The sequence below is a fragment of the Algoriphagus aurantiacus genome, from assembly GCF_035156405.1.
Lineage (GTDB): Bacteria > Bacteroidota > Bacteroidia > Cytophagales > Cyclobacteriaceae > Algoriphagus > Algoriphagus aurantiacus.
In genome coordinates, this window is sequence record NZ_JAXRUT010000017.1 from 45,854 (window position 1) to 60,516 (window position 14,663).

Annotated in this window: 14 protein-coding genes; 9 read left to right on the forward strand and 5 right to left on the reverse strand. The window is 40.7% G+C overall.

The window, feature by feature from the left end; translation table 11 throughout:
• Window positions 1–21: 21 nt before the first annotated feature.
• A complete protein-coding gene (locus SYJ56_RS16520; protein ID WP_323835975.1) occupies window positions 22–1,191 on the reverse strand; it encodes a Gfo/Idh/MocA family protein in 1,170 nt (389 codons plus the stop codon).
• Window positions 1,192–1,547: 356 nt separating this feature from the next.
• Between SYJ56_RS16520 and SYJ56_RS16525 the strand changes: the two genes are divergently transcribed.
• From SYJ56_RS16525 to SYJ56_RS16545, 5 genes are read left to right on the forward strand one after another with little or no spacing between them, the layout of a single operon-like run.
• Complete coding sequence (locus SYJ56_RS16525) at window positions 1,548–2,774, forward strand: nucleoside permease (RefSeq protein WP_323835977.1); 1,227 nt, start codon at window positions 1,548–1,550, stop codon at window positions 2,772–2,774.
• Window positions 2,775–2,781: 7 nt separating this feature from the next.
• The gene (locus SYJ56_RS16530; protein WP_416377809.1) at window positions 2,782–3,660 is read left to right on the forward strand and encodes a hydroxypyruvate isomerase family protein; all 879 of its coding nucleotides are present in this window, start codon (window positions 2,782–2,784) and stop codon (window positions 3,658–3,660) included.
• Between the two features lie 28 nt (window positions 3,661–3,688).
• Complete coding sequence (locus SYJ56_RS16535; protein WP_323835979.1) at window positions 3,689–5,368, forward strand: GMC family oxidoreductase; 1,680 nt, start codon at window positions 3,689–3,691, stop codon at window positions 5,366–5,368.
• 17 nt (window positions 5,369–5,385) lie between these two features.
• Window positions 5,386–5,949 carry a gluconate 2-dehydrogenase subunit 3 family protein gene (locus tag SYJ56_RS16540; RefSeq protein WP_323835981.1) on the forward strand — a complete coding sequence of 188 codons (564 nt, stop codon included), beginning with the start codon at window positions 5,386–5,388 and terminating at the stop codon, window positions 5,947–5,949.
• Between the two features lie 51 nt (window positions 5,950–6,000).
• Window positions 6,001–6,882 carry a sugar phosphate isomerase/epimerase family protein gene (locus tag SYJ56_RS16545; protein ID WP_323835983.1) on the forward strand — a complete coding sequence of 294 codons (882 nt, stop codon included), beginning with the start codon at window positions 6,001–6,003 and terminating at the stop codon, window positions 6,880–6,882.
• A gap of 4 nt (window positions 6,883–6,886) precedes the next feature.
• Here the strand turns inward: SYJ56_RS16545 and SYJ56_RS16550 are convergent, their stop codons facing one another.
• Entirely contained in the window at window positions 6,887–7,522 is a 636-nt protein-coding gene (locus SYJ56_RS16550; RefSeq protein ID WP_323835985.1) for a hypothetical protein, read from the reverse strand.
• 129 nt (window positions 7,523–7,651) lie between these two features.
• Complete coding sequence (locus tag SYJ56_RS16555) at window positions 7,652–8,449, reverse strand: glycoside hydrolase family 16 protein (RefSeq protein ID WP_323835987.1); 798 nt, start codon at window positions 8,447–8,449, stop codon at window positions 7,652–7,654.
• Window positions 8,450–8,519: 70 nt separating this feature from the next.
• Between SYJ56_RS16555 and SYJ56_RS16560 the strand changes: the two genes are divergently transcribed.
• Together SYJ56_RS16560 and SYJ56_RS16565 are read left to right on the forward strand one after the other, a co-directional pair.
• Window positions 8,520–8,711, forward strand: coding sequence for a CsbD family protein (locus SYJ56_RS16560; protein ID WP_323835989.1), 192 nt, complete (start codon window positions 8,520–8,522; stop codon window positions 8,709–8,711).
• Between the two features lie 147 nt (window positions 8,712–8,858).
• Window positions 8,859–10,022 carry a homogentisate 1,2-dioxygenase gene (locus SYJ56_RS16565; protein WP_323835991.1) on the forward strand — a complete coding sequence of 388 codons (1,164 nt, stop codon included), beginning with the start codon at window positions 8,859–8,861 and terminating at the stop codon, window positions 10,020–10,022.
• An 82-nt stretch (window positions 10,023–10,104) separates the two neighbouring features.
• Here the strand turns inward: SYJ56_RS16565 and pafA are convergent, their stop codons facing one another.
• Window positions 10,105–11,739, reverse strand: coding sequence for an alkaline phosphatase PafA (gene pafA, locus SYJ56_RS16570; protein ID WP_323835993.1), 1,635 nt, complete (start codon window positions 11,737–11,739; stop codon window positions 10,105–10,107).
• A 112-nt stretch (window positions 11,740–11,851) separates the two neighbouring features.
• Between pafA and SYJ56_RS16575 the strand changes: the two genes are divergently transcribed.
• Together SYJ56_RS16575 and SYJ56_RS16580 are read left to right on the forward strand one after the other, a co-directional pair.
• Window positions 11,852–13,450, forward strand: coding sequence for an aminopeptidase P family protein (locus tag SYJ56_RS16575; protein ID WP_323835995.1), 1,599 nt, complete (start codon window positions 11,852–11,854; stop codon window positions 13,448–13,450).
• A 53-nt stretch (window positions 13,451–13,503) separates the two neighbouring features.
• Entirely contained in the window at window positions 13,504–13,884 is a 381-nt protein-coding gene (locus tag SYJ56_RS16580) for a GxxExxY protein (RefSeq protein WP_323835997.1), read from the forward strand.
• Window positions 13,885–13,931: 47 nt separating this feature from the next.
• On the opposite strand, the gene SYJ56_RS16585 is transcribed toward SYJ56_RS16580, so the two are convergent.
• Window positions 13,932–14,540, reverse strand: a complete 609-nt coding sequence (locus tag SYJ56_RS16585) for a carboxypeptidase-like regulatory domain-containing protein (RefSeq protein ID WP_323836100.1) — start codon at window positions 14,538–14,540, stop codon at window positions 13,932–13,934.
• Window positions 14,541–14,663 lie beyond the last annotated feature (123 nt).

Sequence of the window (14,663 nt, forward strand, 5' to 3'; positions counted from 1 at the left end):
TTAATTATTAGGTTCAAAAATTTATTTTTCTACTTCAAAAGGAGTCCACTTGATGTCGGACTCATTACTTTTCAATACATGATCAATGAAAGCCATTCCACGGATTCCGTCTTCTATGCCTGGGTAGTCTTCCCATTCTGGCTTTGGGGTTTCTCCTGCTCGCTCTGCATAAATGCATCTGGCAAAGTTTCTATACAAGTTGGCAAATGCTTCTATAAAACCTTCAGGATGTCCAGCAGGAGTCCTTGTGTTTTCATTGGCAAGTGATCCCAAATAACCAGTACCAGCTCTAAAAATCTGATCTGGTGCGTCAGGCCAGCGTACGATAAGGGTGTTGTTTAATTCCTGTTCCCATTCAAGTCCGCCTTTCTCTCCATACACCCGAATTCTCAGATTGCTTTCTACTCCAGTATTTGTTTGCGAAGCAGTCAATACTCCAGAAGCACCATTTTCAAATCTCATCAACACCACACCATCGTCATCAATCGGTCTTCCCTCTATCTTAATATAGAGGTCAGCACAAATATGGGATACTTTTTCTCCAGACACATACTCGGCAAGGTGGAATGCATGTGTGCCAATGTCCCCCATACATCCTGCCAAACCGTTTCTTTTCGGATCAGTCCGCCATTTTGCTTGCTTATTGTTTTCAGATTCCAACAATTTCCAAAGCCAACCCTGAGGGTATTCCACATAGACTTTTCTCACTTTTCCGATTTGCCCCTCGGTGATCATTTGCTTGGCTTGCTTGATCATCGGATAGCCAGAATAGGTGTGTGTCAATAAAAACCGTTTGTTCGAAGCCTTGACGACATGATGCAATTCTTTCGCCTCAGCATAATTTAGAGTAAGGGGTTTATCCAACGCTACGTGGAATCCTCGTTTAAGTGCTTTTACCGTAGGGTCAAAATGCAAATTGTTTGGAGTGACGATCACAACTACATCCATTCGATCTGATTCTGGAAGTTCCAGCTCTCTGGCAAACATTTCATCGTAATTGGCATAGACTCTTGATGGATCTAGCAGGAGCTCTTCACCCCGTTGTTTTGACTTTTCTGGATTAGAGCTGAATGCCCCAGCAACTAACTCGAACATCCCGTCCATCAAAGCTCCATTTAAATGAATGGCTCCAATAAATGATCCCGGACCGCCGCCTATTAGTCCGATTTTTAATTTTTGTGAGGATGACATATGGGAAAAGACTTTATATTCAGGATTAAATGCTTGAAATAATTGATTCTGGATGGAAAAACCGTCGGTCTTCAAGTGAATTGATAGAATAATTGATCAATAGCTCCATCATAGTATGAGTGGCTTTNATTAAATGCTTGAAATAATTGATTCTGGATGGAAAAACCGTCGGTCTTCAAGTGAATTGATAGAATAATTGATCAATAGCTCCATCATAGTATGAGTGGCTTTGCCAGTTAGTTAGAAGTCCTTATATCGGGAAGTCGTTTGAAATGCCTAAAATACTTCAAATTGGCTAAAGTTAAACTTTGGCTGACCCTTAAAAGTTATCGCAACTATAATCTGATTCTAAATCTATGAATATCAACACCAAGCTCCGACTATCCGTAATGATGTTTTTGGAGTTTTTTATCTGGAGCTCTTGGTTTGTGACGATGGGGACTTTTTTGGGGTCAAATCTTTTGGCAAAAGATCAGGATATTTCACTTGCCTTTTCTACACAATCCTTCGGAGCCATTATCGCTCCGTTTGTGGTGGGGTTGATTGCTGACCGGTATTTTCATGCACAGAGAATACTAGGAGTGATCCATACTATAGGAGCGGGGCTGATGTATCTGCTCTATACTTCCACCGACTTCTCAGGATTTTTCCCCATACTGCTGATCTACATGATCTTATTTATGCCAACTCTTGCGTTGGTGAATTCTATCTCTTTTAACCAGATGAAAGATCCTGCAAAAGAATTCTCCGGTATTCGTGTTTGGGGAACGATCGGCTGGATCGCCGCTGGTTTATTGATTAGTTATATGTCTTGGGATAGTCAAGAAGGATTGAAGGAGGGATTATTGAGAAATACGTGGTTGATGGCGGCCATTAGCTCTTTGGCCTTGGGACTGTTTAGTTTTATGCTTCCCCATACTCCGCCTCAAGCAAGAAATGAGGGGAGTTTCAAATTTTCCGAAGTGCTTGGATTGGATGCATTGCGATTACTAAAGCATAAGAATTATGCGATTTTCTTTATTTCTTCTATTCTGATCTGCATTCCTCTCGCATTTTACTATCAAAATACCAGCCCTTTTCTCACGGAAATAGGCTTGGAAAATTCCACTGGAAAAATGGCAATGGGTCAGGTTTCAGAAGTAGTGTTTATGCTTGCTCTTCCTATCTTTTTTTCCAGATTTGGAATCAAAAAGACCTTATTAGTAGCCATGCTAGCATGGGCGGTGCGCTATACTTTATTTGCATATGGAGACGCAAATGAAGGCGTTTGGATGCTATTGGTAGGCATAGCACTTCATGGTATTTGTTATGACTTCTTCTTTGTAAGTGGTCAGATCTATACCGATTCGCATGCAGGAGCTAAATACAAGTCTTCTGCACAGGGGTTGATCACTTTGGCTACCTACGGTGTAGGGATGCTGGTAGGCTTTTGGGCCGCCGGATTAATCTCAGAATTTTATACAAATGAAGCAGGAACACATCTTTGGGAATCAATTTGGTTGATTCCTGCTGGCATTTCTGTATTGGTTTTGCTACTTTTCATGGCACTTTTCAAAAAAGAACAAATAAATTCACATCAATAAAACCCTTATGACCAAACCTGTTGACAATGGAAGAAGAGAATCTTTCAAAAAAGTTTTGCTTGGCGGTGCTGCATTTAGCACCCTCTCATCTTTCGAAATGAAAGAAGAAAAACCCTATGAACTGAAGGGGAATATCAACCATGGCGTCTGTCATTGGTGTTTTCGGGATTATAGCCTTGATGATTTTTGTGTAGAAGCGAAGAAAATCGGTATTAAAGGTATAGACTTAATTGGTCCAAGTAATTGGCATATCCTGAAGAAGCATGGGCTGGATTCGTCTATGTGTAACGGAGCTGAAATTGGACTTTCCGAAGGTTGGGGTGAAACACAGTATCATGAGCAATTGATCAAAAACTATACAGAGGTGATCCCTCAAGTAGCAGAAGCAGGATATAAAAACCTGATTTGTTTCTCTGGAAATAGGAGAGGAATGGACGATGAAACTGGCTTAAAAAACTGTCAGATCGGTCTAGAAAAAATCATCCCTTTGGCTGAAGAGCATGGAGTAATTCTTCAGATGGAACTTCTCAATAGTAGAGTGAACCACAAAGATTACTTGTGTAACAAATCTGCTTTTGGGGTTGAGTTATGTAAGCGATTAGGAAGTGAGAATTTCAAATTGCTTTACGATATTTATCACATGCAGATCGATGAAGGGGATCTTATCAGAAGCATTCAGGATAATCACCAATATTTTGGGCATTACCATACAGCAGGAAATCCAGGCAGAAATGAATTGGACGATACACAAGAAATTTATTACCCTGCGGTGATGAAGGCAATACTGGCAACTGGATTCAAAGGGTATGTTTCTCATGAATTCTTGCCTAAATCTGAAGATAAGATGGCAGCATTGGCTCAGGGAGTTCAGATCTGTGATGTCTAAATAAAACGATAACCTAAAAACCATATTTATGGCAAATGAAGCATACGACGCAATTGTAGTTGGGTCTGGAATAAGCGGCGGTTGGGCTGCCAAAGAATTAACAGAAAAAGGGCTGAAAGTTTTGCTTCTCGAAAGAGGGCCTAATGTAGAGCACGTCAAAGATTATAAAACGGCGACACTCCCACCATGGGAAGTACCACATCGTGGTAGAAGAACTCAAGAGCAGTTGGAAAACCATCCAAATCTAAGAAGAGATTATGTACTCAATGAGTTGAATCTTGACTGGTGGGCACACGAAGATGACTCTCCTTACGTAGAAGAAAAGCCATTTACATGGTTTCGGGGTTATCAGGTAGGAGGGCGTTCCCTTCTTTGGGGAAGACAATCTTATCGATGGTCTGATTTGGATTTTGAAGCAAATGCAAAGGAAGGTGTAGCTGTAGATTGGCCTATACGCTACAAAGAAATTGCTCCTTGGTATTCTTATGTAGAGAAATTTATTGGGGTATCTGGTTCCAAGGACGGATTAGATGTTCTTCCGGATGGAGAGTTTATGCCCCCAATGCCGATGAACTGCGTAGAGAGTGATGCGGCTGCAAAAATCAAAGAACATTATAAAGATGCTAGAACTTGGACAATAGGCCGTCCTGCTAATATCACCGAACCGCTCCCAGGAAGACCTGGTTGTCAATACCGAAGTAAGTGTTCCCTTGGATGTCCTTTCGGCGGATATTTCAGCACGCAGGCGTCTACTTTGCCTGCTGCTCAAGCGACTGGAAATCTGACTTTGAGGCCATGGTCTATTGTAAGAAAATTGATTTATGATAAAGACACCAAGAAAGCTACAGGTGTAGAGGTACTGGATGCGGAGACGAATCAAACGATAGAATACGATGCTAAAATTGTATTTCTATGTGCTTCTGCTTTCAATTCAACAGCTATCCTTATGCGTACGGCTACAGATATTTGGCCAGGTGGATTGGGAAGTAGCTCAGATGAACTAGGTAATAATGTGATGGATCACCATTTCCGATTGGGCGCTAGCGGTACGATGGATGGCTATGAGGATAAATATTATTTTGGACGAAGACCAACAGGACTTTATATTCCCAGATTCCAAAATGTGAACGGAGATAAAAGAGATTACCTCCGAGGTTTTGGTTATCAGGGAGGAGCTAGCCGTAGTGGATGGTCTCGTGATGTGGCCGAATTGAATTTCGGTGCACCTATGAAGGAAGCCCTCACACAGCCAGGACCATGGTCTATGGGGATTACTGCCTTTGGAGAGATACTTCCTTATCATGAAAATACCATCAAGCTCAGCGATACTGTTAAGGATAAGTGGGGAATGGAAGCATTGGTGATGAATGCTGAGATCAAAGACAATGAAATCAAAATGCGTAAGGATATGATGGCTGATGCGGCTGAGATGCTAGAAGTAGCAGGATTCAAAAACATCAATGAGTATGATGGTGGATATACCTTCGGACAAGGTATTCATGAAATGGGAACAGCAAGAATGGGTCGTGATCCAAAAACCTCTGTTTTGAATGGGAATAACCAAGTTTGGGAAGCGAAAAACGTATTTGTGACGGATGGAGCTTGCATGACATCAGCTGCTGCAGTGAACCCTTCACTTACTTACATGGCATTGACTGCAAGGGCGGCAGCTTTCGCAGTAGATGAATTGAAAAAGCAAAATCTCTAATCGTAAACGAAAAGACTATGACTATGAATAGAAGAGACGCTTTGAAAAGCGTCATGGTAATGATGGGAGGGACGATGATTGGCGCTACTGCTGTCATGACAGGTTGTACTCCCGATAACCAAATTGAGGGATTAGAGTTTGATCCAGATGATGTTGCTTTCTTGGACGAGATAGGAGATACCATTATTCCTGAGACAGATACACCGGGAGCCAAAGCAGTAGGGATAGGATCATTTATGGTAATGATGGTGAAGGACACCTATGACGGGGATAGCCAAAAGGCATTTGTCGATGGCGTTAATAAATTGGGGAAAGACTTCAAATCTGCTAATGGAAAAGATTTTGTAGGTGCGCCTGCAGAAGAAAGATTGGCTTATTTGAATGGAATGTATGACGAGTTTAAAGCCAGTGGACAAGATAGAAGTCCACAGGTAATCAATATGCTTCGTGACTTAACTGTGCTTGGTTATTTCACTTCCGAAATCGGTTCTTCGCAAGCGTTGAATTTTGTGGAAACTCCTGGAAGATTTGATCCATGTATTCCATATAATCAAGGAGATAAAGCTTACGCTCTTGGTTAATCTATCCTTATATAAAAGGCCTGCTCCCATTAAGAGCAGGCCATCCTATTTATGAATAAACCTAGAAGAAAATTTCTCCAGATGGGGGCAATGCTCGGAGCAGGAGCAGTGCTTTTCCCTTTTGAATTTGCATCCGCAAAGAATGGAGTTTTAGATCCAGCAAAAGCAAAACTTTCTAAATTCGGAATTCAATTGTACTCTGTGAAAGAGGAAATGGCAAAGGATGCCGCTGGTACAATGCGCAAACTGGCTGGATTTGGATATAAGCAGTTTGAAGGTTTCGATGGAGGAAAGGGAATCCTTTGGGGTATGCAGCCATCGGAATGCAAGAGTTTGTTAAGTGACATCGGAGTGGATTTTATTTCTTCTCATGCCAATGTATTCAAGGATCTGGATGCACAGGCTGAGCAGGCGGCAGAAGTAGGCATGAAATATCTGATCTGCCCTTACATTGGAGCTCAAAAGTCTCTTGACGAATGGAAAAAAGTTGCTGATAGATTCAATGATGTCGGAGAAACTCTTAATTCTCACGGATTAAAATTTGCTTACCATAATCACGATTATACATTCAAAATGCTTGATGGACAATTGCCACAAGATATTTTGATGGAAAATACAGATCCAGACTTAGTGGATTTCGAGTTAGATATGTATTGGGCATTTGTGGCAGGATACGATCCATTGGAATACATAGCCAAATTCCCGGGCAGATTTAAGCTATGCCATGTCAAAGACGCTGAAGCAGAAGGAGGAAATTCACATGATCGTGGTGTATTATTGGGGTTAGGTGAAATGCCTTATGGAGAGATCATCAAGAAATCCAAGAAATACGGTATGGAATATTTCATAATAGAACAAGAGAGATTCGTAGAAACTAATCCTATTGAGGCTGCAGAGAAAAATGCAGCCTATCTAGCTAAATTGAAGATCTGATTTATTAAAATGTTTTCTTCCTAAAGAGGAGAAAGTACAAGGCAAGTGCTAAAATGACCAACAGGGCCACTTCAAATTGAGACCAAATCTGGGAACGATTGATAATGATGTTGGCTTTGTTGATCAATTTTTCTCCTTCTTCCATCTGTATTTTGCTTAAGTTGTCGAGATCTTGCTGAGCTTTACTGATTTTTTGATCATATAGCTTCACCTGATCCATATTCACTCCTGATGAGTCAGAATAAAGCATACTATAGTTTTTTATCTGTAGGTCATTTTCTATAATGCCTCTGAAATCAGCCAAATATTGTTCTTCATTCACCGTAAGATTCGTTTTCTCAAAAGCCGTAACTATAACCAGTATGTTTTTTTCATGAGTAGCAATTTCATCCACTACTTTGGAATAGTCATAGTTGATATTACAGTGATCAACTAGCTTTTGAATCCTGAATAAATTCTCTGAAATTCTAAAGATATAACCTTCTACCACAAGGCGGTCATTATAGACTTCTGCGAAAGTGTTGCTTATGTTTTTGAAGGCTTGACGTTCCGTTAAATTTTTGCCATAAAACAATAGCATCAATAGACCGATGATCGCAAGTGCAGTTATTTTCTTTCGCTTACCATTATTTTCTTTCATAGAGTTATAGTTAGGGTCTATCTATTTTTGTCATGTTAACAATAACTTACCTACTTCCCAAAGGATATTAAAACTAAAGAGGAAAGTTCATTGCCAAATGCAATTCTGCCGTGGAAATGTTATCTGTTTTTAATTTAATTCAGGTTTTTTGTTGTAAACACGCACGTAATCTATTTCCATTCGCTGAGGCCAAATGTCGGTTGCGATGCCTTGCTGACCGCCCCAGCCACCGCCAACAGCTATATTTAAAATCAAATGAAAAGGTTGGTCAAATGGCCACTCTTTGTAATCATTCCCAGTATTTTGAAATGTAAAATAAATATCTCCATCAATTAGGAAATCTATTTTTTCCGCTGTCCAGTCAATGGCGTAGGTGTGGAATTCCGTATTGAAATCAGGTACCAGTCGTGATTCTCCTTTTTGAGTACCAATCGTATGATTGAAAGCTTCGGTATGTACAGTGCCGTGTACATTTCCTGGATCATATCCTACGTGCTCCATAATATCGATCTCCCCATTTTTGGGCCAGCCTCCATGAAGATTTTTCTCTGGTAGCATCCAGATTGCAGGCCAAGTGCCACGACCTTGCGGTAATTTTGCTTTGACTTCTATATAGGCATATTGCCAGGCGGCTTTTCCTCTTGTGAGTAATCGCGCAGAAGTGTAGCCCTTGGGATGCGAGGTGTCAGCATGTGCTTCGATGGTTAATAGCCCTTTTTCAATTCGGACATTTTTTAGGTCACTTTGTGAATAATATTCCAGTTCTTCATTGCCCCAGCCATGATCCCCTACATCGTAGGTCCATTTTTCAGGATTGGGTAAACCCTTATTAGAAAACTCATCAGACCAGACTAATCGCGCTTTTTGGGCATATAAACAGGAATTTAATAAATAGAAAAGGAATAGGAGGATAAAGGTTGTCTTCATTTTGGGCTTGCCTTGGTATATCCTTTGCAACTTACTAGTTAATCAAAGTTTAATATAAACCACTTTTATTATGTCAACCAACTTAAAATTAAAAGGAAATTGGAATACGTTAAAGGGAGAGCTAAAAGAAAAGTACGGTGAATTAACCGACGATGATTTGACTTACGTAGAAGGTAAAGAAGATCAGTTACTAGGTAGGATCCAAAAACGAACTGGTGAAGCTGAAGACAAGATCAAGAAAGAATTCTTTGAAGAAAATTAAATCCTAATACCAGAATATAGGAAAGTGGCGCAAGCCGTTTTTTTATGTCTCATTTTTCTAAGACTCCTACAGAATCATTTTTAACTGATAGGCGGAGTCCTTTTAATAGATTGTTTAAATTTAACCAAAGAAATAAACCCAAAAATAATGGCATACTATCACAGACTGGGGACCATCCCGCCCAAAAGACACACACAATTCCGACAGCCCGACGGCAGTCTATACAAAGAAGAAGTGGTGAGCTCTAAAGGCTTTTCAGGAATTTACTCTACGATTTACCATATCCATAATCCAAACCAAGTAAAGTCCATTGGTAAACCAGAACCTTATTCTTGGACACCAGCTACAGAGCATGGATTGAATCAGACCCATTTGAAAACTTCCGATGTGGAGTTCACCGGGGATGATTATTTATCTTCCCGTAGAAATCTCATGATGAACTCTGATGTCATGATGGGGATTTGCTCTCCTCGCGAGCGGAAAATGGATTATTACTTCAAAAATGCTGACGGCGATGAATTGATCTATGTCCATGATGGAGAAGGTGTGTTGTATTCTCAGTTTGGGAAGCTTGAAGTTCATAAGGGAGATTATATTGTAATTCCTCGTACAACAATCTACAGATTTGAATTTGAGGAAAAAGGACCACTCAGACTACTAATTATAGAAGCTGTAGGAGCTATAGAGACGGTAAAGCGCTATAGGAATGAAGTGGGCCAACTTTTGGAGCACTCTCCGTATTGTGAGCGGGACATTCGTCCACCTCATGAGCTTTATTTGGAAAAGGAAAAGGAAGATTACCTCGTACAGATCAAAAAGCAAGGAATGCTTCATCAATATTCCTATGCGTACAGCCCATTAGATATCGTAGGTTGGGATGGGTATTTGTATCCTTACGCACTTTCAATTTATGATTTCGAACCAATCACGGGAAGAATTCATCAGCCACCTCCAGTTCATCAGACTTTCCAAGCTTGGGGATTTGTGATTTGCTCATTTGTGCCAAGGCTTTTTGATTACCATCCGCTATCTATTCCTGCTCCTTACAATCATTCTAATATTGATTCGGATGAGGTATTATATTATGCTGAGGGTGAGTTTATGAGTAGGAAAGGAATTGACAGAGGTTCATTTACACTTCATATGGGAGGTTTACCGCATGGGCCGCATCCAGGCACGGTAGAAAAATCCATAGGGGCAAAAGCTACGGACGAATATGCCGTGATGCTTGATACCTTCAAATCACTTCAGATTACGACAGATGCGCTGGAGTTCGTAGATGAAGACTACCCTATGAGCTGGACGGAATAAGTATTTATCTCGTGAAGAAGTTTCAAAAGCAGAAAGCCTCGATCTTAGCAAATCGAGGCTTTCTGTTTTAGGAGTGTGGATTTTATTTTTTGTCGGTGATTTCTAGAATAGGCTGTCCGGTAGTTCCGTTGGGAAGCTTAATGTCAAGCATCATAGACAGTGTAGGCGCAATGTCTGTGATCGTAGCATAGCGAGAGCTTTCTCCGGAAGGTACATTCCAGCCGTAGAAAAGGATTGGGACATTCGTATCATAAGAATAACCTGTGCCATGAGTAGTGCCAGTAGCACCACCTGCAAGCCATCCCGGTTCTAGAATCATAAGAATATCACCAGAAGCTTTGTGGTTATATCCCATTTGAAGTAGCATTGGACGACCTGCGGTGAATTCTCTGGTTCGCATGGCAGTTCCTGTATATACTTCTTTAATGCCATCAAATTTCAATAAGAACTTAGCAATTTCATTTTCGAAATCTCCCTGGTTTAATTCTTTCTCCTGAATCAATTCATGGTTAAGGAAAAGCTGGCCATTAGAGCTGTTGTTAATCCATTTTCCTTCACCATACTTTGAAGAGATGTAGTTTAATAACTCGGTCATTGCAGCACCTGTGCGAATATTTCCACCAGGGATATTCTCACTTATCATATGTGTAGCTATTTCAGCCACGCCATGATCTGCAGATAGAAAAATTACATATTGGTCTTTGCCGTACGTATTGTCTAGATAGTTCAGCAATCTTTCGATATCCTGATCCAGACGAAGGTACATGTCCTCGATTTCTTTGGATTGTGGGCCAAATCGGTGGCCTATATAATCAGGAGAGGAAAAGCTCAAGGCCAAGAAATCTGTTTCTTCTCCCATTCCCATCTTTTCGCCTTCTAGTGCTGCCAGAGCAAAGTCTAGCGTTATTGTATTGCCAAAAGGAGTAGAGGAAATCAAGCCAAATTCATCATTAGTCTTTCTTAGCTCTTTAAGGTCATATGGGAATGTTGGCGTTTCTTTTCCGTTGAATGCACCCTCGAATGGGTTATCATCCACCATGCTTGCCTTATACGTGTCGATTGGATAGAGTGTGTTCCAAGTCTGGGAAAGGTAGGAGTCTACTAATTTCTTATCATTAAATTTATCAACCCAGTTAGGCAGTTTCTCATGGTAGTAAGAAGAAGTCATGAATTCACCTGTGTTGGAATCAAACCAATAAGCATCGCCTAAATGACCAGCAGGGAGACTAGCTCCGCGGTCTTTGATCGCTATTCCTACTACTTTGGATCGTTTCTGAGTTGACATTCTAAGTTCGTCGGTAATGGTAGTAGTCAGCAGGTTTCTTGGGCTGATAAAGCCATTTTCGGCAGAACCACCAATGTTAGTAACTGTAGTGTCTTCTGCACAATAGATCATTTTATCTATGCTCTTCGCGTACCAATTATTACTGATGATCCCATTGGTGGCAGGAGTGGTGCCTGTGTAAACTGATGCATGGCCTGGTCCTGTATAAGTCGGGATATAGTTGTAATGGCCATTTTTCATCATAAAGCCATCTTTCATCAATCGCTTAAATCCACCTTCTGAATACCTGTCAGCAAAGCGATACAAATATTCTTGTCGCATCTGATCGACGATAATGCCGACGACAAGTTTAGGTTTTTCCGTTTGCGACTGAGCTTGCAAAGGACCTACGCACAGAATAAAAAGCAAAAATACTATCCCGGATTTTCTCATGTTTTGATTTTTTTAGTGCTCAAAGATAAGGATATGACTCAATCTGTAGATTAAGACTTTGTTAAATGGTCAAAAGCGCAGACATTAGAATTCTTAATCTAATATGACTACTATGAAAAAGACAATTTGGACCTTGTTCTTGCTTGTATTCTCAGTTACTGCTTTCTCCCAATCCTATTTTGAAGATGGACTTACCTCGGAATGGCATCAGGGAAGAAGAAACGAATTGAGGAAATTAATGCCAGCCAATTCTGTGGCGGTGTTTTTCAATAATCCTGTTAAGAATAGAACCAATGATGTCGATTATATCTATCACCCTAATACCGATTTTTTCTACCTCACAGGTTTTCGTGAGCCGAATGCTGTGCTCGTGATTTTTAGCGAAAAGCGGGAAGTTAATGGCGGACTAGCTGATGAAATGATTTTTGTCCAAAACAGAGATCCACGGGCTGAAATGTGGAATGGCAAGCGATTGGGGGTAGAGGGAATGATGAATGAATTGGGCTTTGAAGAAGCATTGCTCAATTCAGAGTTTGCCGCAAAATCTGGCATCAATCTTCAAGATTTTGATAAGATTTTAACCTTTAGCCTTTCGGAAGGAATAGAAGAAAGTAGTACCAATCAGCCTTTAATTCAGATGGTGGACGAATTTAAGAAAGCTACAGCCTATCCCGAAAAGCTTAATGAAGTTAGTGCGCAGGTTTATAAATTGATAAAAGACTCCGATCTGGAGACATCTGATCGAGTAGTTCAAATGCTGAAGCGATATGAACGCCAATATCCCGGCATGCTGGAGGATCCATTGATTAGCTCTTTCATGAACGCTGAGTCTCCTGAAAAACGAATGGTAGTGAAAGAAGAAATCCCTGAGCAAAAGCTAGACATTACTTCATTAGGGAATATGATGGGAGCACTGCGTGAGGTCAAGACTTCTGAGGAAATTGCGTTGCTGAGGAAAGCAGTGAAGATCTCTGCGATAGGACAAGTGGAAGTAATGAAAGCTGCGAAAATCGGAATGACAGAGCGAGAAATACAAGGTGTTCATGAGTTTATCTACAAACGCTATGGAGCGGAAGAATTGGGCTATCCTTCTATTGTAGGTGGAGGCAATAACGGTTGCATTCTTCATTACATCGAGAATGATAAGCGTGACTTGAATGATAGATTATTACTAATGGACCTGGGTGCAGAATGGAGAGGCTACACTGCTGATGTGACTCGTACAATTCCTATCAGTGGTAAATTCAATGAAGAAGAAAAAGCTATTTATGAGCTAGTTTATCAAGCGCAAGAAGCTGGAATAGCACTTTCTAAACCCGGATCAACCTTTCAGGAGATCGATGCGGCTGGTCGTGAAATTATCAATGATGGGCTAGCTAAACTTGGGATTATTAAAAAGGGAGAAAGCCATATGTATTTCCCTCATGGCACAAGTCACCATATCGGATTGGATGTACATGATCGAGGGACCAGGGATGCGCTTAAAGAAGGAGTCGTTTTTACAATTGAGCCAGGGATCTATATTCCAGAAGGATCAGATTGTGACCCAAAGTGGTGGGGAATAGCGGTACGAATTGAAGATGATATTTTGATCACTTCTGATGGCAATGTAAATCTCTCAGGTGATGCGCCAAGAACAATCGCAGCGATAGAGGAGATGATGCGACTTCCTAGTGTATTGGAGGAGTGGGTGCTGCCGGAGATCGATTAATATGTGAGTTGAAAATTCTCGCCACGGCGCTACGGCGCAAAGAAATTATTGAAATGTTATATGAAGATGAAATAGCTAAACTTACTTTGGATGCATCTTTCCATATTCACAGAGAGTTGGGGCCTGGATTACTTGAATCTGTCTATGAAACAGTATTGGCTCATGAATTAAGAAAAAGGGGGCTTACTGTCCAGACGCAAGTCAATATTCCATTTAAATGGGATCAAATAACTTTCGACCATGGGTTTCGGGCGGATATTATTATAGAAAGGAAGGTAATTATTGAAGTCAAATCTGTAGAAAGGATTGTTGCTGTACATCCCAAGCAATTACTAACCTATCTCAAGCTTACAAAATTTAATCTTGGCTTACTCCTGAATTTCAATGAAGAGCTTTTAAAAGATGGAATAAAGAGAGTAGTCAACAGATTATAATAAACAAGTCGTTGCGCCGTCGCGCCGTTGCGAGAGATTTAAAGTGCCTAATCCTTTCTCTTTAGATCACCCCGCTTGATAGATCGTATAAACTGCCCCCATGCGAAGGGATCGAGAAGTCTAAGAGTTCTTGGACCGTAGAGATCCTGATTTTGAATTGCTTGACCTTGTTGGAAATATCGGAAGTTTTCGTTGCCCGAGGCAGGCATGGATTCTGCCCAGCGAAGTAACATCTCAGGACTCATATTTGCCCGAGAGATGGACATAGGATCTACTACATTCAGTGCAATCACTGCTTGTTTGAATTCCTCCTCCGTAGGATAGGGCATCACTTCGATTTCGGCCAGGGCTATTTCATCCACTTGCATCGTAAGGATCAAACTGATTCTGTCACTTTCTACTGTTTCGGGTACTTTGAAGGTTTGTTTTTTTAATCCTATAAAACTAAATACTACAGAGTCACCTTCTAATACAGGCATTGAAAAGTAACCAAAGCGGCCCGAACTAGTACCTCTACCTTTCGTTGGTACGTAAATATTCACACCTGCCACTGCATCTGTACTATCAGCATTAAGGATAATACCAGAAAGTTGGATTACTTTTTTTTCTTGCACATCTTGAGCTTTCACATCAAGCGATATTGAAAATATTCCCATTAGGAAAACAAAGGTGGCGCTAAGGAGTAATGAATTATTCACAAATTAGAGGACTTTATGTAACGGCAAATACTGTTATTTCTGATGCGATATTACCCTAATTTCGGGTGAATTTTTATTTTA

Bases quoted from the DNA above. Each gene is read 5' to 3' on its own strand.
- SYJ56_RS16555 (WP_323835987.1), bottom strand. From the start codon at position 8,449: ATGAAGACAACCTTTATCCTCCTATTCCTTTTCTATTTATTAAATTCC.
- SYJ56_RS16565 (WP_323835991.1), top strand. From the start codon at position 8,859: ATGGCATACTATCACAGACTGGGGACCATCCCGCCCAAAAGACACACA.
- SYJ56_RS16540 (WP_323835981.1), top strand. From the start codon at position 5,386: ATGACTATGAATAGAAGAGACGCTTTGAAAAGCGTCATGGTAATGATG.
- SYJ56_RS16585 (WP_323836100.1), bottom strand. From the start codon at position 14,540: ATGGGAATATTTTCAATATCGCTTGATGTGAAAGCTCAAGATGTGCAA.
- SYJ56_RS16575 (WP_323835995.1), top strand. From the start codon at position 11,852: ATGAAAAAGACAATTTGGACCTTGTTCTTGCTTGTATTCTCAGTTACT.
- SYJ56_RS16580 (WP_323835997.1), top strand. From the start codon at position 13,504: ATGTTATATGAAGATGAAATAGCTAAACTTACTTTGGATGCATCTTTC.
- SYJ56_RS16535 (WP_323835979.1), top strand. From the start codon at position 3,689: ATGGCAAATGAAGCATACGACGCAATTGTAGTTGGGTCTGGAATAAGC.
- SYJ56_RS16530 (WP_416377809.1), top strand. From the start codon at position 2,782: ATGACCAAACCTGTTGACAATGGAAGAAGAGAATCTTTCAAAAAAGTT.
- pafA (WP_323835993.1), bottom strand. From the start codon at position 11,739: ATGAGAAAATCCGGGATAGTATTTTTGCTTTTTATTCTGTGCGTAGGT.
- SYJ56_RS16545 (WP_323835983.1), top strand. From the start codon at position 6,001: ATGAATAAACCTAGAAGAAAATTTCTCCAGATGGGGGCAATGCTCGGA.
- SYJ56_RS16550 (WP_323835985.1), bottom strand. From the start codon at position 7,522: ATGAAAGAAAATAATGGTAAGCGAAAGAAAATAACTGCACTTGCGATC.
- SYJ56_RS16560 (WP_323835989.1), top strand. From the start codon at position 8,520: ATGTCAACCAACTTAAAATTAAAAGGAAATTGGAATACGTTAAAGGGA.
- SYJ56_RS16525 (WP_323835977.1), top strand. From the start codon at position 1,548: ATGAATATCAACACCAAGCTCCGACTATCCGTAATGATGTTTTTGGAG.
- SYJ56_RS16520 (WP_323835975.1), bottom strand. From the start codon at position 1,191: ATGTCATCCTCACAAAAATTAAAAATCGGACTAATAGGCGGCGGTCCG.